Annotated in this window: 19 protein-coding genes and 1 riboswitch; of the genes, 9 read left to right on the forward strand and 10 right to left on the reverse strand. The window is 72.3% G+C overall.

Features of this window, described 5'->3' with window-relative positions; translation table 11 throughout:
- Window positions 1–18: 18 nt before the first annotated feature.
- On the forward strand, window positions 19–795 hold the full coding sequence (pstB, locus tag ACFY2Q_RS11760; RefSeq protein WP_357010239.1) for a phosphate ABC transporter ATP-binding protein PstB: 777 nt from the start codon (window positions 19–21) through the stop codon (window positions 793–795).
- 77 nt (window positions 796–872) lie between these two features.
- On the opposite strand, the gene ACFY2Q_RS11765 is transcribed toward pstB, so the two are convergent.
- Entirely contained in the window at window positions 873–1,706 is an 834-nt protein-coding gene (locus ACFY2Q_RS11765) for an NUDIX hydrolase (RefSeq protein WP_387129426.1), read from the reverse strand.
- Between the two features lie 75 nt (window positions 1,707–1,781).
- Between ACFY2Q_RS11765 and ACFY2Q_RS11770 the strand changes: the two genes are divergently transcribed.
- The gene (locus tag ACFY2Q_RS11770) at window positions 1,782–2,750 is read left to right on the forward strand and encodes a Gfo/Idh/MocA family protein (RefSeq protein ID WP_387129428.1); all 969 of its coding nucleotides are present in this window, start codon (window positions 1,782–1,784) and stop codon (window positions 2,748–2,750) included.
- 65 nt (window positions 2,751–2,815) lie between these two features.
- On the opposite strand, the gene ACFY2Q_RS11775 is transcribed toward ACFY2Q_RS11770, so the two are convergent.
- The 3 genes from ACFY2Q_RS11775 to ACFY2Q_RS11785 all read right to left on the reverse strand — a co-directional run bounded on the left by ACFY2Q_RS11775 (window position 2,816) and on the right by ACFY2Q_RS11785 (window position 5,522).
- Entirely contained in the window at window positions 2,816–3,823 is a 1,008-nt protein-coding gene (locus ACFY2Q_RS11775) for an anion permease (RefSeq protein WP_387129430.1), read from the reverse strand.
- A 4-nt stretch (window positions 3,824–3,827) separates the two neighbouring features.
- Window positions 3,828–4,454 carry a DUF47 domain-containing protein gene (locus ACFY2Q_RS11780; RefSeq protein ID WP_053655020.1) on the reverse strand — a complete coding sequence of 209 codons (627 nt, stop codon included), beginning with the start codon at window positions 4,452–4,454 and terminating at the stop codon, window positions 3,828–3,830.
- 126 nt (window positions 4,455–4,580) lie between these two features.
- Window positions 4,581–5,522 (reverse strand): PPK2 family polyphosphate kinase, encoded by a 942-nt coding sequence (locus ACFY2Q_RS11785; protein WP_387129431.1) that lies wholly within the window; start codon window positions 5,520–5,522, stop codon window positions 4,581–4,583.
- A 200-nt stretch (window positions 5,523–5,722) separates the two neighbouring features.
- Between ACFY2Q_RS11785 and sigJ the strand changes: the two genes are divergently transcribed.
- Window positions 5,723–6,682 carry an RNA polymerase sigma factor SigJ gene (gene sigJ / locus ACFY2Q_RS11790; RefSeq protein WP_387129433.1) on the forward strand — a complete coding sequence of 320 codons (960 nt, stop codon included), beginning with the start codon at window positions 5,723–5,725 and terminating at the stop codon, window positions 6,680–6,682.
- A 7-nt stretch (window positions 6,683–6,689) separates the two neighbouring features.
- Here sigJ and ACFY2Q_RS11795 read toward each other — a convergent pair whose 3' ends face one another.
- Window positions 6,690–7,196 carry a DUF402 domain-containing protein gene (locus ACFY2Q_RS11795; protein WP_387129435.1) on the reverse strand — a complete coding sequence of 169 codons (507 nt, stop codon included), beginning with the start codon at window positions 7,194–7,196 and terminating at the stop codon, window positions 6,690–6,692.
- Window positions 7,197–7,299: 103 nt separating this feature from the next.
- Here ACFY2Q_RS11795 and ACFY2Q_RS11800 point away from each other — a divergent pair, with 103 nt between their 5' ends.
- Window positions 7,300–9,504, forward strand: coding sequence for an ATP-dependent DNA helicase (locus tag ACFY2Q_RS11800; protein WP_387129437.1), 2,205 nt, complete (start codon window positions 7,300–7,302; stop codon window positions 9,502–9,504).
- 24 nt (window positions 9,505–9,528) lie between these two features.
- Here the strand turns inward: ACFY2Q_RS11800 and ACFY2Q_RS11805 are convergent, their stop codons facing one another.
- Entirely contained in the window at window positions 9,529–10,881 is a 1,353-nt protein-coding gene (locus tag ACFY2Q_RS11805) for an AI-2E family transporter (RefSeq protein ID WP_387129770.1), read from the reverse strand.
- Window positions 10,882–10,988: 107 nt separating this feature from the next.
- Between ACFY2Q_RS11805 and ACFY2Q_RS11810 the strand changes: the two genes are divergently transcribed.
- Together ACFY2Q_RS11810 and ACFY2Q_RS11815 are read left to right on the forward strand one after the other, a co-directional pair.
- Window positions 10,989–11,327, forward strand: coding sequence for a GroES family chaperonin (locus tag ACFY2Q_RS11810; protein WP_387129439.1), 339 nt, complete (start codon window positions 10,989–10,991; stop codon window positions 11,325–11,327).
- Window positions 11,328–11,420: 93 nt separating this feature from the next.
- On the forward strand, window positions 11,421–11,588 hold the full coding sequence (locus ACFY2Q_RS11815; protein WP_387129441.1) for a hypothetical protein: 168 nt from the start codon (window positions 11,421–11,423) through the stop codon (window positions 11,586–11,588).
- Between the two features lie 11 nt (window positions 11,589–11,599).
- On the opposite strand, the gene ACFY2Q_RS11820 is transcribed toward ACFY2Q_RS11815, so the two are convergent.
- A complete protein-coding gene (locus tag ACFY2Q_RS11820) occupies window positions 11,600–13,081 on the reverse strand; it encodes a PrsW family intramembrane metalloprotease (protein WP_387129442.1) in 1,482 nt (493 codons plus the stop codon).
- 24 nt (window positions 13,082–13,105) lie between these two features.
- Window positions 13,106–13,225, forward strand: a riboswitch (SAM riboswitch).
- 46 nt (window positions 13,226–13,271) lie between these two features.
- On the opposite strand from ACFY2Q_RS11820, the gene ACFY2Q_RS11825 reads away from it, so the two are divergent.
- Window positions 13,272–14,534, forward strand: coding sequence for an aminotransferase class V-fold PLP-dependent enzyme (locus tag ACFY2Q_RS11825; protein WP_387129443.1), 1,263 nt, complete (start codon window positions 13,272–13,274; stop codon window positions 14,532–14,534).
- Between the two features lie 4 nt (window positions 14,535–14,538).
- Here the strand turns inward: ACFY2Q_RS11825 and ACFY2Q_RS11830 are convergent, their stop codons facing one another.
- Window positions 14,539–15,774, reverse strand: coding sequence for an aromatic acid exporter family protein (locus ACFY2Q_RS11830; RefSeq protein WP_387129445.1), 1,236 nt, complete (start codon window positions 15,772–15,774; stop codon window positions 14,539–14,541).
- Window positions 15,775–15,880: 106 nt separating this feature from the next.
- Here ACFY2Q_RS11830 and ACFY2Q_RS11835 point away from each other — a divergent pair, with 106 nt between their 5' ends.
- Window positions 15,881–16,537, forward strand: a complete 657-nt coding sequence (locus tag ACFY2Q_RS11835; RefSeq protein WP_387129447.1) for a metal-dependent phosphohydrolase — start codon at window positions 15,881–15,883, stop codon at window positions 16,535–16,537.
- Here the strand turns inward: ACFY2Q_RS11835 and ACFY2Q_RS11840 are convergent.
- Window positions 16,509–16,793, reverse strand: coding sequence for a DUF4031 domain-containing protein (locus tag ACFY2Q_RS11840; protein WP_387129449.1), 285 nt, complete (start codon window positions 16,791–16,793; stop codon window positions 16,509–16,511). The two genes, ACFY2Q_RS11835 and ACFY2Q_RS11840, sit on opposite strands and share 29 nt — an antisense overlap.
- A 67-nt stretch (window positions 16,794–16,860) precedes the next feature.
- Between ACFY2Q_RS11840 and ACFY2Q_RS11845 the strand changes: the two genes are divergently transcribed.
- Window positions 16,861–18,264, forward strand: coding sequence for an FAD-binding oxidoreductase (locus tag ACFY2Q_RS11845; RefSeq protein WP_387129450.1), 1,404 nt, complete (start codon window positions 16,861–16,863; stop codon window positions 18,262–18,264).
- Window positions 18,265–18,274: 10 nt separating this feature from the next.
- On the opposite strand, the gene ACFY2Q_RS11850 is transcribed toward ACFY2Q_RS11845, so the two are convergent.
- The gene (locus ACFY2Q_RS11850; protein WP_387129452.1) at window positions 18,275–18,811 is read right to left on the reverse strand and encodes a hypothetical protein; all 537 of its coding nucleotides are present in this window, start codon (window positions 18,809–18,811) and stop codon (window positions 18,275–18,277) included.
- Between the last annotated feature and the right edge of the window lie 11 nt (window positions 18,812–18,822).

Genomic DNA, 18,822 nt, shown 5'->3' on the forward strand with positions numbered 1-18,822 from the left:
CCCGGAGGTACCACCACCATGGCCAAGCGCGTCGAAGCCTCGAACGTCACCGCCTTCTACGGCGGCTTCAAGGCGATCGAGAACATCAACCTGACCGTCGAGCCGAAGACGGTAACCGCCCTGATCGGCCCGTCCGGCTGCGGCAAGTCCACATTCCTGCGGTCCATCAACCGGATGCACGAGGTGCTGCCGGGTGCCCGGGTCGAGGGCAGCCTGACCATCGACGACCAGGACATCTACGACCGGGACGTGGACGTCACAGCGGTCCGGCGCATGATCGGCATGGTCTTCCAGCGGCCGAACCCGTTCCCCACCATGAGCATCTTCGAGAACGTGGTGGCCGGCCTGAAGCTCAACGGCGTCCGGAAGAAGTCGATCCTGGAGGACGCGGCCGAGAAGGCGCTGCGCTCGGCGAACCTGTGGGACGAGGTCAAGGACCGGCTGGGCAGGCCCGGCGCGGGCCTCTCCGGCGGTCAGCAGCAGCGGCTCTGCATCGCCCGGACCATCGCTGTCGAGCCGCAGGTCGTGCTGATGGACGAGCCGTGCTCGGCCCTGGACCCCATCTCCACGCTGGCCATCGAGGACCTGATGTTCCAGCTCAAGGACAAGTTCACGATCATCATCGTGACGCACAACATGCAGCAGGCCGCGCGGGTGTCGGACCGGACCGCCTTCTTCTCGATCGAGAAGACAGGCGACCCGGGCCGCCTGATCGAGTACGACAACACGCAGAAGATCTTCAGCAACCCGAGCGTGAAGAAGACCGAGGACTACATCACCGGCCGCTTCGGCTGAGCCGACCGCGACCGGCCACCGGCGTCCCGCCCTCCCGGTGTGGGCGCCGGTGCCGCATCCGGCCTCTCCAAGGCGGGTCAGGCGAGCATGAAGCGGGGTTCGCCGTCGGGCGGCAGGTCCAGGCGCGGGACGACAGGCGTGGCGGCGTCCCGGTCGGCTGCCGCCAGCCTCACCCCGGCCAGGTCGCCGGCCGCCGCCACCTGGGCCAGCGTGACAAGTGTCGGCGGCAGCATCGTCAGCTCGCCCGCCTCGGCGCGGGCCAATGCGTCCGCCGGCCGGATCCACAGGGTGTGGTCGGCCTCGCCGGAGACGTCCCGGGTCCGCTGCCCCGCCGGCAGCAGGGCCACGAAGAAGTACGTGTCGAAGCGACGCGGCTCGAACTCCGGGGTGATCCAGCGGCTCCACGGCAGCAGCAGGTCCGACCGAAGCGTGAGCTGACGGTCGGCGAGCAGCGCGGCGAAGCCCAGGCGGCGCCCCTCCAGGTCCTGCCGGGCCGCCTCCCAGTCGTCGCCGCTGACGTCGCCCACCACAGTCGTCGAGTCCGGGCCCGCGAGCAGCACACCTGCCTCCTCGAAGACCTCGCGGGCAGCGGCGCAGACCACCGCCTGGGCGGCATCCGGGGCGACTCCCAGCCGGGCCGACCACTCGGTCGGCTCCGGGCCGGCCCAGTCCAGGTGCGCCTCGGAGTCGGAGCGGTCCACGCCGCCGCCGGGGAAGGCGTACATCCCGCCGAACGTCATCGCGGCAACCCGGCGGATGACGTACACCTCGAAGTCGGTGTCGGTCGGACGCAGCAGCAACACGGTGGCCGCGACCCGCGGTGTCGCCGGGGTGCCGCCCTCGGCCTGGAACCGGCGGGCGTGCTCGACCAGGGCGGCCGGGGCGGCGAAACCGTCACTGTCGATCGTCATGCCCGCGAGCCTAGTTCCCGCCGGATGAACTGGTCGGCGGCCGGCGGTTCACCTGGCTCGGCTAGCGTTTCCGACATGACTCGTTGGGGCATCCTGGCCACCGGCCACATCGCCAGCCGTTTCGCCGAAGACCTCCGGCTGGTGCCGGACGCCGAGTTGGTAGCCGTCGGCTCGCGCGCCGCCGAGAGCGCCGAGCGCTTCGCCGGCACCTACGGCGCGAAGCGCGCGTACGGCTCGTGGGTGGAGTTGGCCGCCGATCCGGAGGTCGACGTGATCTACGTGGCCACTCCGCACGCCGCGCATCACGAGGCGGCGATGACCTGCCTGACCGCCGGGAAGGCGGTGTTGCTGGAGAAGCCGTTCACCCTCGACCTGGCCAGCAGCACCGAGTTGGTGGACATTGCCCGCGCCGCCGGGGTCTTCCTGATGGAGGCCATGTGGATGCGGACCAACCCGCTGATCCTGCGGGCGGTGCAGCTGATCGCGGAGGGTGCGATCGGCACCGTGCGCGGTGTACGGGCCGACTTCGGGGTGGCCGGGCCGTTCCCGCCGGAGCACCGGATGCGCAACGCGGCGTTGGGTGGAGGTGCCCTGCTCGACCTGGGGATCTACCCGATCAGCCTGGCCCACCTGCTGCTCGGCGTGCCACAGCACATCCGGTCCTGGGCGAAGCTCGGCCCGGAGGGAACGGACGAGAACACAGGGATCCTGTTCGGCTACGACACCGGGGCACTTGCCACGTTGAGCTGCGGCATGGTCGGGGCGAGTGAGCTGTCCGCCTCGATCACCGGCAGCGCGGGTCGGATCGACCTGCCCGAGCCGTTCTTCCGGCCGGGGTCGCTGACCCTGCACCGCGACGGTGTCGAGCCGGAGACGATCTCCACCGAGGTCGCCGGCAACGGCTACCAGTACGAGGCGATCGAGGTGCAGCGCTGTCTGGCGGCCGGGCTTACCGAGAGCCCGCTGGTGCCGCACACCACCACCCTCGAAGTGATGGCGCTGCTGGACAAGATCCGCGAACAGATCGGCGTCCGCTACGAGTGATGAAAGGAAGGGCCCCTTCTTAACGCCTGGCGTTAAGTTGGGGCCCTTCCTTTCACGAGCGGGGGTCAGCCGAAGAGCGGCCGGACCAGCAGGTAGGTGACGCAGGCGATCAGCGCGGCGGCCGGGAACGTGACGATCCAGGCGATCACGATGTTGCCGGCGACGTTCCAGCGGACTGCGGAGAGGCGCTTGGTCGCGCCCACGCCCATGATCGCCGAGGTGATGGTGTGGGTGGTGGAGATCGGCGCCTTCAGCACCAGGGCGTTGAAGTAGAGCACCGCGCTGGCCACGGTCTCGGCGGCGAAGCCCTCCGGCGGACCCAGGTCGATGATCTTACGACCGAGGGTACGGATGATCCGCCAACCGCCGGCGTAGGTGCCCAGGGCAAGCATCGTCGCCGAGGTCCAGAACACCCAGCCGGGGATGTGGGACTTGTCGTCCTGGAAGCCGCCCGTGTAGAGGGCGAGCACCACGATGCCCATCGTCTTGGCGGCGTCCTGCATGCCGTGTCCGACTGACATGGCTGCGGCCGAGGCGGTCTGCGCCCACCGGAAGCCCCGGTTGAGCTTGCCCGGCTGCCCCTTCCGGAACAGCCAGAGGATGGCCAGCATCAGCAGGTAGCCGAGGGTGAGGCCGATGATCGGCGACAGCACCATCGGCAGGATGACCTTCTCGCCGATGGTGACCCACTGCACGATGCCGCCGCTGGAAAGCAGGGTCGCGCCGACCAGGCCGCCGAAGAGCGCGTGCGAGGACGACGAGGGCAGACCGAAGTACCAGGTGATCAGGTTCCAGGCGATCGCGCCGAGCACACCCGCGAAGACCACCCCGAGGCTGGCGACTCCGGTGGGCAGGGTGACCAGGCCGTCGCCGACGGTCTTGGCCACCCCGGCGCCGAAGTGGGCGCCGACGAAGTTGCCGACCGCGGCGAGCGCCAGGGCGATCCGGGGTGTCAGCGCCCGCGTGGAGACGCTTGTCGCGATCGCGTTGGCGGCGTCGTGGAAGCCGTTGGTGTAGTCGAACGCCAGGGCTACCGCGATCACCGCCAGCACGGCGACGAGTTCTGGACTCACTGGCTCAGGACTCCTTGACCGCGATGGTCTCGACGGTGTTGGCGACGTGCTCGAAGGCGTCGCAGGCCGCTTCCAACTCGTCGGCGACCTCCTTCATCTTCAGCACCGTCAACGCGTCGTACTCACCGGAGAAGAGGCGGACGAGCAGCTGACGGTTGATCCGGTCGCCCTCGTTCTCCAGTCGGTTGCACTCGATCCAGTAGTCCTCGAGATCTTTCATCGACTTCAGCCGGGGCATCGCGTCGGCGGTCAGCTTGGCCTGCTGGTCGAGGACGTTGACCATCTCGTGCAGCTCGCGGGGCAGCGCCGGCAGCTCGGTCAGCCCGTACAGGTAGAGCAGGTCGCCGACCGCTTCCAGGTGGTCCATCACGTCGTCGAGCAGCGAGCCGAGCCGGTAGATGTCCTCCCTGTCGAACGGCGTGATGAACGTCGAGTTGATCTTCTTGTAGAGATCGTGGGTGATCTGGTCGCTGTCGTGCTCGACCTCGGTCAGCCGCTCACTTACGGACTGCACGTCCACGCCGGGCAGAGCCAGTTCGTTGAGCAGCGCGGTGCCCCGGACCAGGTTCTGCGCGGCCCTGGTGAAGAGCTCGTAGAAGGCGCCCTCGGTGGGGCGGAAGGAAAACTTCACAGCACAGACCTCGTCGCGTCGGTGGAAGGTGGCGGCGTCCGTCGGCGTCCGCCCGGTGAATGCTAGAAAACGCCAGAACCAGGAATTCGTCGGCCTACCCCTGGTCGGACCACATTCACCACTCGTTCATCTACTGTTCATCTCTGGCGCCCCACCCGCACCCGCTCCCCCAGCAAGCAAGCGCTCCCGCTCGTGCGCGACGTCGAAATCGGCAGCCGGATACCCGAGAGGGAGCGTGTCGAACGTCTCACGCAACAGATGCGCCACAGCCCAGTCCCGGTACCACTTGCGGTCCGCCGGCACCACGAACCAGGGCGCGGCGTCCGTGGCGCACCGGCTCAGCGCCTCGGCGTACGCGGCCTGGTAGTCGTCCCAGCGGGCTCGGGAGTCGACGTCCGACGGGTTGTACTTCCAGTGCTTACGCGGGTCGGTGAGCCGTTCCAGCAGGCGCTTGCCCTGCTCGGCGTACGAGATGTGCAACATCACCTTCACCAGGGTCACCCCGCCGTCGACCAACTCCCGCTCAAAGGAATTGATCTCGTCGTAGCGAGCCCGCCAGGTCGCCTCCGGCACCAGCGAACCGACCCGGGCGATCAACACGTCCTCGTAGTGTGACCTGTTGAACATTCCGACATACCCGGGCGGCGGCAACGCCCGGCGGATCCGCCACAGGAAGTCGTGCCGCAGCTCCTGCGGCGTCGGCGGACCGAATGACCGGATGTGCAGGCCGAGCGGGTTCATGGCGCCGGCCACCCGCTTGATCGTGCCGTCCTTGCCGCCGCAGTCCATCGCCTGGAGCACCAGCAGCACCCTGCGCGCCGGGCGGTTCGCGGCGGCCGCCGCCGTCGCGAACAGCATCTCCTGCTGCCGACCCAACTCACCGCCGATGAGTTCGACCTGGTCACGGGCCCAGGCCTTGCGGCGCTCGCCGGTCACCTCGGTCGCCGGCAGACCCGGTGTGGACCGGGGGTTGATCGCCGCGAGGTCCACCGGCGCGGCGACCCGCAGCAGCTCCCGCACGGACCCGCCGTCCGGCGCCACGATCTGCCCTTGCTCGGGTGCGCTCATCGTCGGATCATCGCCCACCCGCCGGCCGTCCGCCCGTCGAGGGCCACCCCGCCCTCCGGCCGGAACCGGAGGAACCGCCAGCGCACCGCGACCGGGCCGCCTGGCGAGCGGGATGGCCGGCATCGGCGGGGCTGCCCGATCGTCGGGTTTGGCGGGAGGATGAACGCCGGGACGTGTGCCGGTGGGGAGGGCGGTGGGTCGTGCGGGACCTGGCGACGGAGTTCGAGGCCGAGCGAAGCCGCCTGCTCGCGGTGGCCCACCGGATGCTGGGCAGCCGCAGCGAGGCCGAGGACGCGGTGCAGGAGACCTGGCTGCGCTACGCCGGTGCGCTCGGCAACCCGGCGGCCCGCGCCGAGATCCGCGATCTGTCCGCGTGGCTGACGACCACCTGCGCCCGGATCTGCCTCGACGTGCTCCGCTCGGCGCGGGTCCGGCGCGAGGCGTACCCCGGGCAGTGGCTTCCGGAGCCGGTGGTGAGCCCGCTGGACGGCGGGCCGCCCGGGTTCGCACCCGACCCCGCCGAGCGGGCGGTCCGCACCGACCAGGTCGGCACCGCGCTGCTTGTCATGATGGAGCGGCTCGCGCCCGAGCAGCGGGTCGCGCTCGTGCTGCACGACGTGTTCGCGGTGCCGTTCGCCGGTGTCGCGGACGTGCTCGGCACCACCGAGGCCGCCGCCCGGCAGCTCGCCTCCCGGGCACGGCGGGCGGTCACCGCACCGGACGCGCCTCGGCACACCGCCGATCCGGCCGAGCAGCGGCGCGTCCTCGAAGCGTTCGTGGCCGCCGCCGAGTCCGGTGAGTTGGATCCGCTGCTGCGCGTGCTCGCGCCCGACGTGGTCCTCCTCGGCGACTCGGGCGGCCACTTCCCGGCGGCGCGCCGGCCGGTGGTCGGCGCGGACGCGGTGGGCCGCTTCACGCTCGGCCTGTTCGGCCGGGCCGGCCGGTACGCGCAGCGGGTGCGGTCCCGGCCGGTACTCGTGGACGGCGTCCTCGGCCTGCAGATGGAGTCGGTGCACAGCGACGGCCGGCCGATCCGCATGATCGCCGCCTTCGCCGTGCACGAGGGCCGGATCACTGGCGTGTTCAACCAGCTCAACCCGGAAAAGCTGGTCGGCCTGCCGCCGTTGGGCGACGACGACCCGTGGCCGCCGCGCTGGTGAGCAGGGCTCAGACCACCAGCGCGAGCCATTTGCGGTACGAGGTGGCGAACGGTTCGGTGCCGTCGCCCAGCGCTCCGAACAGCCACTGGGCGGCCGCCTCGGCCTCGACGACCACGTCCTGCGGGTAGCCGAAGCGGGCCCGGTGCTCGGCGAACTCGTCCTCGTCGAGCAACTCCACAAGGCCTGTGGCCCGGCGGCGGACGACGTCCAGGTCCAGGTCGATCAGGTGGACCGTGTCGTCGGACTCCCAGCGGGCCGGGGTGGCGATGTCGCAGTAGACCTCGCTTGTGCGCGGCGGCGGGTTGAACATGCACGTCCACCAGGCGTGGTGCGGCACCAGCAGGACGAAGGGGATCTTCTCCACCGACGGCCGGCCGTGGTAGACCGACTCGGTGCCGAAGGGGACACCGAGCCAGATGCCCAGGTCGTCCTCGGCGAGGCGACGGGCCGGGTAGTCACGGTGCGCGCTGCCGTCGTACTTGCGGTAGATCACTCGGACCACGTCGCTCGGCATGATTCGCACCCTAACCGATACTGCCCACGCCTCGTAGTGCTGCCGTAACCGGACGGCGTGCACCGAACCCGACGTGCGGGTCGGCCGCGCGCCACGCGGGCGGATGGGCGCAGCCGCTGTCGGCCGCGACGGGTACCGTCGCACGGTGACTCCGCCCCGCACCGCCACCGGTTCCGCCACCCCGTCGGCCCGTGCCGGGAGCCGGCGGCGCGGTCCCCGGCCCAGCGGCACGGAGTTGCTCGCGGCGGCGGTCGGCGCGGTCCCCGGCGGTGCGGCGCGCCCCGGCCAACAGCAGATGACCACCGCGATCGAGGAGTGCGTGACAAGCGGCGAGCACCTGCTCGTCCAGGCGGGCACCGGCACCGGCAAGTCGTTGGCCTATCTCGCGCCGGCGCTCACCGTGGACGGCCCGGTGGTGGTCTCCACGGCCACCCTGGCGTTGCAGTCCCAGCTCGTCGACCACGACCTGCCCCGGCTGGCCGACGCGGTCGAGCCGCTACTCGGCCGTCGACCCACGTTCGCGGTGCTCAAGGGTCGCCACCACTACCTCTGCCTGGCCCGACTGGACAACTCCACCGAGGACGAGCCGGAGGACACCCTCTTCGACGCACCGGCCGCCCGACCTGGCGGCGGGACGAAATGGCTCGGCGAGGCGGGTCGGCTGGGCAAGCAGATCGAGCGGCTGCGCGGGTGGGCCGAGCGCACCGCCACCGGCGACCGCGACGAGCTGGATCCGGGCGTCGACGACCAGGCCTGGCGGCTGGTGTCGATGCCGGCCCGCGAGTGTGTCGGTGCGACCCGCTGCCCGTTCGGCGCGGAGTGCTTCGCCGAGGCGTCGCGGGCGCGCGCCCGCGAGGCCGACATCGTGGTGACCAACCACAGCCTGCTCGCGGTCGACATGCTCGCCGACAGGCACATCGTCCCGCCACACAAGCTGCTCATCGTCGACGAGGCGCACGAGTTGGCCGACCGGGTCTCCTCGGCAGCCCAGGCCGAGCTGGTGCCGGAGCTGATCGACAGGTCCACCCGGCGGGCCCGCCCGCTGCTGCGGCCGGAGACCGCCGAGTCGCTCACCGCCGCTGGCGACGCGCTCGCCGTCGGGCTGGCCGAGGTGCCGGCCGGGCGGCTCACCGCCGGGCTGCCGGCGCCGCTGCGGGAGGCGTGCACCCTGCTCGACGCGGCCACCCGCGCCGCCCTGGACGCGATCGGCGACGTCAAGTCCGACGATCCCGACCCGGTCCGCAAGCAGCAGGCCAAGGCCGCCTTGGACGACCTCTCCACCACCACCCAGCGGCTGCTGGAAGAGGCCGACCACGACGTGGCCTGGGTGGAGAAGAACGACAGCGGCAGCCGCCGGGCCTTGGTGGTCGCGCCGCTGTCGGTCGCCGGCACCCTCGCCACCCACCTGTACGACGAGCGCACCGTTGTCGCCACGTCGGCCACCCTGGCGCTCGGCGGCCGGTTCGACACGGTGGCCCGCGCCCTCGGCCTGGACGCGCCCCCGCCCGCACCGCCGTCCCCCGCCTCCGCCGCGCTGGCCGCCCGCACCGCGCCGGGCCGCCCGGCCGCCGAGGCGCCCGGTCGTCGATTGGCCGGCGACACCAACCTGGGGGTGGTCGTGCCGGCCACCGAGGGGCCGGGCTGGCGGTCGCTGGACGTCGGGTCGCCCTTCGACTACGCCCGGCAGGGCATCCTGTACGTCGCCGCGCACCTGCCCCGGCCCAGCGTCTCAGGGCTGCCGGAGGCCGCCGGGGAGGAGCTGCTCGGGCTCGTCGAGGCGCTCGGTGGGCGTACTCTCGGGCTCTTCTCATCCCGGCGGGCCGCGCAGCAGGCGGCGGAGCTGCTGCGCGCACGGACCGACCTGCCGGTGCTGTTGCAGGGCGAAGAGGCGTTGCCGCTGCTGGTCCGCCGGTTCCGCGAGGAGCGCTCCAGCTGCCTGTTCGGGGTGATGTCGCTCTGGCAGGGTGTGGACGTGCCGGGTGACGCCTGCCAGCTCGTCGTCATCGACCGGCTGCCCTTCCCCCGACCCGACGAGCCACTGGCGGCGGCCCGCGCCGCAGCCGTGGACGCGGGCGGCGGCTCCGGCTTCGCCGCGGTGAGCGTGCCGATCGCGGCGGTCCGGCTGGCGCAGGGGGTGGGCCGGCTGATCCGGGCGACGGGCGACCGGGGGGTCGTCGCGGTGCTCGACTCCCGGCTGGAGACAGCCCGGGGGTACGGGCCGTTCCTGCGTCGCTCCCTGCCGCCGTTCTGGTACACGACCCGCCCCGAGGTCGCCCGAGGGGCTCTGGAACGCCTAGCCGGCTCCTGAGCCCTGTCTCCCGTCCGGGGCGTGTCAGGGGGCTTGCGCGGCGACGACCACGGCGTCCGGTGGGGTGTCCGGCACCGTGCGGGCCGCCAGTCGGCGCACCGCCGTGTTCAACACGGCGATCAGAGGCACCGAGACCAGCGCGCCGGTGATGCCGGCCAGCACCACGCCAGCCGCGATACCGATGATCACCGCGAGCGGGTGGATGGCCACCGCCCGGCCCATGATTATCGGCTGGAGCACGTGCCCCTCCACCTGCTGTACGCCGATCACCACACCCAGGATGATCAGCGCGGTTACCGGCCCGCTGTCGACAAGCGCCACCAGCACCGCCACAACGCCGGAGAGCGCGGCACCGACGATGGGGATGAACGCGCCGAGGAACACGAGCGCCGCCAGCGGGAACGCGAACGGGATGTCGAAGATGACGAGGAAGATGCCGATGCCGACCGCGTCGATGAACGCCACGAGCACTGTCGCGCGGACGTACGCGACAAGGGTCTGCCAGGAGGCCCGCCCGGCGTCGTCGACCTTCCACCGGGCGGCCACCGGCAGCAGCCGGACGAGGAAACGCCAGATCCGGCTGCCGTCGCGCAGGAAGAAGAACGTGGCGAAGAGCACCAGCAGCGTGCCGGTCAGCACCTCCGCGAGCGTCGCGGCAGTGCTCAGCGCGCCGCTTGTGAACTTCGAGGTGTTGTCGTTGATCCAGCCCTGCGCCTCGGCGATGTAGCGGTCGAGTTGCCCGTCGGACACGTGCAGCGGGCCGGTCTTCAGCCAGTTCTGGATCTGCCGGACGCCCTCGGAGGACTTCGCGCTCAACTCCGGCACACCCTGGATGAACTCGTTGACCACAAGGGTCAGCGTGCCGATGACACTCGCCAGGCCGCCGACGAGCACCACCGCCGTGGCCAGCGACCGGGGCAGCCGGGCCCGCAGTAGCCAACCAACGGCCGGCGCGAGCAGCGCCGACAGCAGCAGCGCGATGGCCAACGGGATGATCACGATCTTGACCGTGCCGACGATCCGGAGCAGCGCCCAGGCCACCACCCCGATCACGATCAGCCGCCAGCACCAGGCGGCTGCGATCCGCAGCCCGTGCGGCACATCGGCGTCGTCCCGACTGGACGTCGACGTGTGCAGATCCACCGGAGGCTCCGCGCCGATGACAGTGGCGGTCGGCGGGGCGGGGGGCCCCGGCACGGCGGGCGAGGCGAGGCCGGGCGTCTCCGGCGAGTCACTCGGCTTCTGCTGGCCGGTGCGTACCGACTCCCGGGTCGACTGGTAGGCACGGCGCAGCCGCCCGCGTACCGGCTCGAAGCGGCTCAAGCGCACCTCCTGGCAGAAAGAACCAATCCGCCCCCGCGGCGACAGGCCGGACAGCGCACATCCGTTCCCGACACACTAGGGCAGTTCCGCCACACAGTGCCCCATCCACCTCGGGCGTAACCACCGGCAGCCGGCCACCGGCGACACGGTAGCGTCTCCCCGTGACCGCCGACCAGGATTTCGACTCCGGCCTGCCGATCCGCCTGCTGCACGACCGCGTGCTGGTGCGGATGGACGGCAGCGAGGGCGAGCGGCGCTCCACCGCCGGCATCGTCATCCCGGCGACCGCAGCGGTCGGCAAGCGCCTCGCGTGGGCCACCGCCGTCGGCGTGGGGCCCAACGTCCGCGCCATCGTCTCCGGCGACCGGGTGCTGTTCGACCCCGACGACCGGTCCGAGGTCGAGCTGCACGGCCGCGGGTACGTGCTGCTGCGGGAGCGCGATGTGCACGCCGTGGCGGCCGAGCGGATCGAGAACAACTCCACGGGCCTCTACCTCTAGGACGCACCTCCCGGGTCACCTGCGGCGGCGCGTGCCGTTTGCCCGGCCGCACGGCGGGAAGCCAGCCGGCGACCGTTGCCCTGGGGAGGGACGATGCCGGTATTCGTGAAGAAGCTGCTGACCTGGGGCAGTGTCGCGTTCCTGATCTACTTCATGGCGTTCCGACCGGACGGCGCCGCGCAGCTGTTCAAGGCGATCGGGGCGATGCTCGTGGCGATGGCCCAGGGGCTCGGTGACTTCCTCACCACCCTGATGACCTGAACCCCCAGCCGTCAGGGACGACCGGGCGGCCAGGGCGCCACGGGACGCGCGCCGTGCCAGCCGGGCGGCGGATAGCCCATCGGGGGCGGCGGCGGGGCCAGCACCACCGGAATCGGCACCACCGGCTCGTCGGGTGCGGCCACCGGCCGCTGCGTACCGTCCGGGAAGCGCAGGTGGTATCGGCTACCGTCCCAGACCCCCACCGGAGCCTGCGGGTCCCGACCCACGAAGAACGACCGGTACGCGGTGATCGCGTCCAGCAGTTGCCGCTCCTCGGCAGCGGTCCGCTCCTGGTCGGCGGGCTTGCGGTCCAGGCCACGAAGCGTTCCGTCGCGCAGCAGCGCCAGCCGGGTGGCGGAGAACTGGTAGCCCCGCATCGCCCGGACACCGGCGTCGCCTGCCACCCGGCGCGCCCAACTGCGGGCCGCGTGCCGACGGCCGAGGCTGCTCAGCGCGGCCACCTCGGGTGGGCTCAGCCAGCCTGCCCGCACGTAGTCCGGCAGTCTCCGCTCGGTGAGCCGGCCCTCCCACGCGCGCAGCCACAGCGCGAGCCCCACCATGCCGAAGAACACAGGGACCATCAGGCCGAGGAAGCCGTACAACATGATCACTGCTTCGCCGGTGGCCTGGGTCAGCGTGGGCAGCAGGTTCCAGGTGCCGTGCAGGATCATCGCCAGCAGCAGGCCGGCGATGGGGGCGAGCACCCGGACCCGACGGTCGGCCGTCCGGGCCGCGATGCCCAGCCCCACACCGGTCATCGAGGTGAAGAGCGGATGGGCGAACCCGAACAGGAGGATCCGGACGATGAAGATGGCGATGACCTGCTGGGTGCCGGTCGCCGGGCCGTACCGGTCGGCGCCTGCCGCGTAGCCGTACCCGCCCAGGTAGAGGATGTTCTCCACCATGGCGAAGCCGACCGCGGAGAGCCCGCAGTAGACAAGCCCGTCGGTGATCCCGGACCACTCCCGGCGGCGGAACACGAGCAGCAGGATCGGGCCGAGGGCCTTGGTCAACTCCTCGATGAACGGTGCCACGAGCACCCCGGTGAGCGCGGCGGGCAGCCCCCAGTCGGCGAACCGGCCGGCGGCGAACTCGTTGACGGTGAGCGAGGCCGCCGTGGAGACGAAAGCTCCCCAGGCGAAGCAGAAGATCAGATATTTCAGCGGCTCCGGTTCGTACCTGTCGAGCCAGAGGAAGCAGGCGACCAGCACCGGCACCGGCAGGATCGCGGCGACCACCCCGACCAGCAGGGCCTGCACGCCGAGCGACTGGCCGAGCGTGAAGACCATGAACACCGCGCACGCGGCGATGAGCAGCACCACCCCGGCCAGCACCAGGAATCGTCGCCAGCCGAGTCGGCGCAGCGGCATCCGGGGTGCCTCGCCTGCGGGCGGGGCCGCGGGCGCGGGCGGCGACGACGGCAGGGGTGCACCGGGCGGGGTGTCGGCCATGCGGTCAGCGTAGCCATCCGACGCCGGCTGGTTCGGGCGCATCCACAGCCGCTATGCTGCTGGGCAGGTCACGAGTGCCAGCGCGAAGCCCCGGTTTGCTGGCCGGCAACCCTCGTCAGTTCGCGGTGGGGTGCCCCGGGTGATGACCGGGCCCAGCCCGATCGGCGTGCTGGGCAAGCGCGGACCCCGTCCCGGCCTAACGCCAGGGGTCCCTGACCCCGGAGGCTCCGGCATGCCCGTCACCCTCGTACCCTCGCTGCCCACGATCGCCGCTCCCGCTTCGGCGGCGCCGCTCGACGTGCTCGGCGTACCCGGCGAAATCAACCTGGACTACGCGGCCACCGCGCCGTGCGCGCGGGCCGCGGCCGACGCGGTGACCGAACTGCTGCCCTGGTACGCGAGCGTGCACCGAGGCGCTGGCGCGCTGTCGCGCCGTTGCACGCTCGACTACGAGCGGGCCCGGCAGACGGTCGGCGACTTCTTCGGCGCCCGCGCCGACGATCACGTGATCTTCACCCGGAACACCACGGATGCGCTCAACCTGCTGGCTCGGGCCCTGCCGGCCGGCGCGACGGTTGTCACATTCGCCGGTGAGCACCACGCCAACCTGCTGCCGTGGCCGCGCGGCTCGGTCCGGCTGCCGGTGCCCACCGACCCGGCCGAGGCGGTACGCGCTCTCGCCGCCGCCCTCACCGAGCTGCGCCGGAACAGCAACCCGGCGCTGCCGGTGCTTGTCGCGGTGACCGGGGCCAGCAACGTGACAGGGGAGCGGTGGCCGGTCGCCGAGCTGGCGCGGGTGGCCCACCGGCACGGTGCCCGGATCGTCCTCGACGCCGCGCAACTCGCCCCGCACGCCCCCGTCGACCTGCTCACGCTCGATGTGGACTACCTGGCCGTCTCCGGCCACAAGCTGTACGCCCCGTTCGGCGCGGGCGTCCTCATCGGCCGCTCGGACTGGCTGGACGCCGCCGCGCCCTACCTGTCCGGTGGCGGCGCGACAAGCCACGTCGGGCCGGCCACCCACGACGTGACCTGGACGACCGGCCCGGCACGGCACGAGGGTGGCACGCCGAACCTGTTGGGTGCGGTGGCGCTGGCTGCGGTCTGCGAGGCGCTGGGCAACGCGGACCGGGCCGCGCTGGCCGCCGACGAGCAGGCGCTGCTGGCCCGGCTACGCGCCGGCATCGCCGCCCTGCCGCACGTGGTGGAGCTGCGCACCTTCGGCCCCGAGGCGCCCCGGGTCGGCATCGTCTCGTTCGTGGTCGCCGGGCGGGACTCGGCGGAGGTGGCCGCCCGGCTGGCCGCCGAGCACCGGATCGGCGTACGGGACGGGTTGTTCTGTGCCCACCCGTTGGCCCGGCGGCTGCTCGCCGACGCGGCGGCGCGTACCGGTCGGCGGGATCTTCCACCCACCGCGTTGCGTGCCAGCATCGGCCTGGGCAGCACCGCTGCCCAGGTGGACCGGCTGCTCGCGGCGCTGGCCACGCTGGGCTGAGCGCTCAGCCGATGGGTGGCGCGGTGGGCGGCTTCGGCGCCTCGGCCGGCCCGGCCGGCTGACCGACCGGCCGCTCCTGCTCCCCGAAGGCGGTGCGGATCCACCGGTTCGCCTCCTCCTGCTCGATCCCGGAGGCCACCAGCAGGTCACTCGCCGTCGTCCGGATCTGGGCGACCACCACGCTGCCCGAGAAGCCGACCCCTGCGGCGTACGCCCGGCCGGCCTCGCTTACCGCCCGCAGCGACCGCTCCCGTGCCTTCTGCGGCTCCTGGCCCGCCGCGAACTGCTGTTTGAGCAGCCGGACCGCCTCGGCGAGGTGCGCGATCCCGTCCGGCATGGGATCCGGCACGGGCTCGGAGTCCTCGATCAGCGTGACGGACCGGCGGATCAGGGTGCCGGTGTTGCGCATCGCCCGGTCGATCGGGTCGGCGGCCTCCGCGTAGTGGGTCAGCTCACCGCGACGGTGCCAGCGGGCCGGGGAGAGCGTGGCGGTCTCCTTCGCGCCCTCGATCGCCTCGGACAGGGTGGCCAACTCCTCCTTGTTGTCGCGCATCCGCTCCAGTGCCCGCTGGGTGGCATCGCGGTCCCGTTTGCGCAGCCCGTCGGCGCAGGCGTCGAGCTGGTCGGCGAGCAGGTCCAGCGCCGGTCGGGCGGCCCGATTGAGCACCCGCAGCGGGTTCAGCGGCAGCAGCACAGCCGTCACCAGCAGCGCGATCCCGCCGCCGAGGAACGCGTCGATGAAGCGCGGGATCTCCAGATCCTCGGTGGAGGGGCTCAGCGTCACGATAAGCACCGCCGTGGCCGCCGTCTGGATGACGATGGACACGCTGGCGCCGGCGAAGATGGTGAGCAGGATCGCCACAGTGACCACCAGGCCGAGCTGCCACGCCCCGGTCCCGACCAGGTAGATCAGGAAGTCGCCGATGGCCACTCCGATCGCCACCCCGAGGATCAGCTCCACGGTCCGGCGGGTCCGCTGGCCGACCGAGGCCGCCAGGGTGCCGACCGCGGAGATCGGCCCGAAGACCGGCTGCGGGTTGTTGAGCAGCTTGAGCGAGATCAGGTACGCCAGCCCGGCGGCCAGCCCGGCCTGCACGGCCAGCCCACCGGCCATCCGCACCCGGTGCAGCCGGTCGTGCAGGGTGGCCCGGCCGCGATGGCGCAGTTCCTCGGTGGCCTCGGCGATACGCGCGCCGTCGAGGTCCACCAGCCCTTCCCGCAGCGGGGCACGACGCACCATCGGAGGTCTCTTGTCCCGGGCCACGGCCATGAGCGCGACTACCCGAGGCGGGCGCGCTGAATCCTCCCGCCACACGCGCACGGGACGAATACGGCAGACTCGGGCGGTGGCCGATCTGCTGGACCGGTGGCGGGCGGCAGCCCGGGGTGCCGGGGTGATGCTCGACGATGCCTCGACCCGGGCCGGCGAGCAACTGCTCGCCCGGTGGCGGGAGCCGCACCGGCACTACCACACGGTGGCGCACCTGACCGCCGTACTCGACGTGGTGGACGGGCACGCCGCGCTTGCCGACCGGGCCGACCTGGTCCGCCTTGCCGCCTGGTGTCACGACGCGATCTACGACCCCAGGGCTCCCGGCGACACAAACGAACGGGACAGCGCCGCGCTCGCCGAGAGCCTGCTCACCGGGCTCGGGCTGCCGGCGACGGCGGTGGCGGAGGTCCGGCGGCTCGTCCTGCTCACCGCCGGGCACGTGGTGGCGCCCGACGACCCCGACGGCGCCCTGCTCTGCGACGCGGACCTCGCCGTGTTGGCCGCGCCGCCCGCCGCCTACGACCGCTACGCGGCGGCCATCCGGCAGGAGTACGCGCACGTGCCCGAGCATGCCTTCCGGACGGGTCGGGCCGGCGTCCTCACCGCGCTGCTGGCGCTGCCCGAGTTGTTCCGGCTGCCGCCTCTCGCCAAGCGATGGGAGCAGCCGGCCCGGGACAACCTGCGCCGGGAGCTGGCAAGCCTCAGCGGGCCGCCGACGCTCGCGGTTTGACCAGGTGCTTCGGGCGGCGCAGGCCGGCCTCGCGGAGCAGCCGGACCAGCTCCCTGCTCGGCACCACACGGGCGCCGAGCCACACGGCCGACGCGAACCGGTCGGCCGGGATGTCGTAGTGGTCGCGGTCGAAGCCGCGCCGGGGCGCGCCGAGCGCCTCGGCGAAGGCGTGCAACTCGGCGTAGGAGACGTCGCTGATCAGGTGTGACCAGAGTCGGCCGCGCCACGGCCAGGCAGGCCGGTCCAGGTAGAGCATGTGCCCAAGTTAGCCCGCAGAGTTGATCATGTTGATGATCGGCGGCTGGCGACCTAGCCTCGGCTGCATGGCCCCCACCACCGGACTCCTCGACGACCTGCGCGCCGCGCTGGGCGAGAACGCCGTGCTCACCGACCCGGACCTGCTGCGCATGCACCAGCGCGACGAGGCCGACCTCTGCGCCGCCGGCATGCCGTTGGTGGTGACCCGCCCGAGCAGCACCGAGCAGGTGGTCGCGGTGGTACAGGCGGCGGCGCGGTACGGCGTACCCGTGGTGCCGCAGGGTGCGCGGACCGGGCTGGCCGGCGCGGCGAACGCGGTGGACGGCGCTGTGGTGCTCAGCACCGTCGCGATGAACGAGATCCGGGAGATCGACCCGGTGAGCCGGATCGCTGTGGTCCAGCCGGGTGTGGTCAACGCGACGCTTGCCGGGGCGGTGGCCAAGCAGGGGCTCTGGTACCCGCCGGACCCCGGCTCCTGGGAGTCGTCCACCATCGGCGGCAACGTGGCCACAAACGCAGGCGGCATGTGCTGCGTCAAGTACGGGGTGACCACCGAGTACGTGCTCGGCCTGGAGGTGGTGCTCGCCTCCGGCGAGGTGCTGCGCACCGGCCGGCGTACCGCCAAGGGGGTGGCCGGTTACGACCTGACGCGGCTCTTCGTCGGCTCGGAGGGCACCCTCGGGGTGATCACCGAAGTGACTGTGGCGCTGCGGCCCGCCCCTGCCGAATCGCTGACCCTGGTCGCGGTCTTCCCGTCCACGGCGGCTGCCGGCGCGGCGGTGGCGGAGATCGCCGCGCGGGGCCTCACCCCCAGCCTCCTGGAGCTGCTGGACCAGACCCACCTGCGGGCGATCGAGGCGTACCAACCGATGGGGTTGCGGACCGACGCGCAGGCCCTGCTGCTGGCCGCCGCCGACACCGGCAGCCGGGCGGCCGACGACCTGGTCGGCCTGGCCGAGGTGTGCGAGGCCGCCGGCGCCGACGAGGTCTACGCGGCCACCGACGCCGTGGAGGCGGCGGCGTTGTTGCAGGCCCGGCGGCTGGCCCACCCGGCGATGGAGAAGTTCGCCGCCGACACCTACCCGGGCGGCAACGGTGGCCTGGTGATCGACGACGTGGCGGTGCCGCGCGGCTCGCTCGCCGCGCTGCTGGACGGGGTGGCCCGGATCGCCGCGGAGTGCGAGGTGCCGATCGGCGTGGTGGGGCACGCCGGAGACGGCAACATGCACCCGAACATCGTCGTCGACCGGGCCGACCCGGCGAGCGTGGAGCGGGGCCGGCGGGCGTTCGACGAGATCATGCGGCTCGGCCTGGACCTGGGCGGCACCTGCACCGGCGAGCATGGGGTCGGGCTGCTCAAGCGGGACTGGCTGGCCCGGGAGATCGGCCCGGTCGGCGTCCGGGTGCACCAGGCGATCAAGTCGGCGCTCGACCCGGAGGGTCTGCTCAACCCCGGCAAGGTGCTCTGATCGAGCCCGCTCAGCCCTCGACCTCGGCCGGGGTGGCCTGGGTGAGCAGCAGCAGGATCTCCCCCGCCACCGTCGTGCGCTCCTCACCCGGGCAGTCCTGTGAGGTGATCAGCCCGGAGGACGTGAGCAGGCTGGAGGTAAGCGCGTCGATGCAGGTGGCCCGGTACCGCCGGACCTGGTCGGTCTCCTGGGCCAGCGCCGGGTCGGCAAGCAGCACCTGAAGCCGTTCGGTCAGCTCCGGGGCCAGCCTGCCCCGGGAGGTGACCCCGTCACCGGCGCAGTCGAGGCACTGCCAGCTGCCGTCCCGCTCGACGCTCAGAGTGCGCATCGGGCCGTCCGCGCCGAGCCGTTGCAACAGGCTGACCTGCCCCACCGCCACAGTGGTCGGAATCTCGAGCTGCGACCCGCCCGCTGCCGCACCGGCCGGTGGTTGCGCGGCCGGCTCCGCAGCCGCATCCCGGTCGAGCAGCGCGCAACCGGTCAGGGTGCTGGTGAGCACCGCAGCGAGGAGGAGAGCGAGCGGGCGGGGGTGCGCGCGGTAAGGCACGCGCGGAACCT

This window comes from Micromonospora sp. NPDC000316 (assembly GCF_042898885.1).
Taxonomy (GTDB): Bacteria; Actinomycetota; Actinomycetes; order Mycobacteriales; family Micromonosporaceae; genus Micromonospora.

Bases quoted from the DNA above. Each gene is read 5' to 3' on its own strand.
- pstB (WP_357010239.1), top strand. From the start codon at position 19: ATGGCCAAGCGCGTCGAAGCCTCGAACGTCACCGCCTTCTACGGCGGC.
- ACFY2Q_RS11765 (WP_387129426.1), bottom strand. From the start codon at position 1,706: ATGACGATCGACAGTGACGGTTTCGCCGCCCCGGCCGCCCTGGTCGAG.
- ACFY2Q_RS11770 (WP_387129428.1), top strand. From the start codon at position 1,782: ATGACTCGTTGGGGCATCCTGGCCACCGGCCACATCGCCAGCCGTTTC.
- ACFY2Q_RS11785 (WP_387129431.1), bottom strand. From the start codon at position 5,522: ATGAGCGCACCCGAGCAAGGGCAGATCGTGGCGCCGGACGGCGGGTCC.
- ACFY2Q_RS11795 (WP_387129435.1), bottom strand. From the start codon at position 7,196: ATGCCGAGCGACGTGGTCCGAGTGATCTACCGCAAGTACGACGGCAGC.
- ACFY2Q_RS11800 (WP_387129437.1), top strand. From the start codon at position 7,300: ATGGGCGCAGCCGCTGTCGGCCGCGACGGGTACCGTCGCACGGTGACT.
- ACFY2Q_RS11815 (WP_387129441.1), top strand. From the start codon at position 11,421: ATGCCGGTATTCGTGAAGAAGCTGCTGACCTGGGGCAGTGTCGCGTTC.
- ACFY2Q_RS11820 (WP_387129442.1), bottom strand. From the start codon at position 13,081: ATGCGCCCGAACCAGCCGGCGTCGGATGGCTACGCTGACCGCATGGCC.
- ACFY2Q_RS11825 (WP_387129443.1), top strand. From the start codon at position 13,272: ATGCCCGTCACCCTCGTACCCTCGCTGCCCACGATCGCCGCTCCCGCT.
- ACFY2Q_RS11830 (WP_387129445.1), bottom strand. From the start codon at position 15,774: ATGGTGCGTCGTGCCCCGCTGCGGGAAGGGCTGGTGGACCTCGACGGC.
- ACFY2Q_RS11840 (WP_387129449.1), bottom strand. From the start codon at position 16,793: ATGCTCTACCTGGACCGGCCTGCCTGGCCGTGGCGCGGCCGACTCTGG.
- ACFY2Q_RS11845 (WP_387129450.1), top strand. From the start codon at position 16,861: ATGGCCCCCACCACCGGACTCCTCGACGACCTGCGCGCCGCGCTGGGC.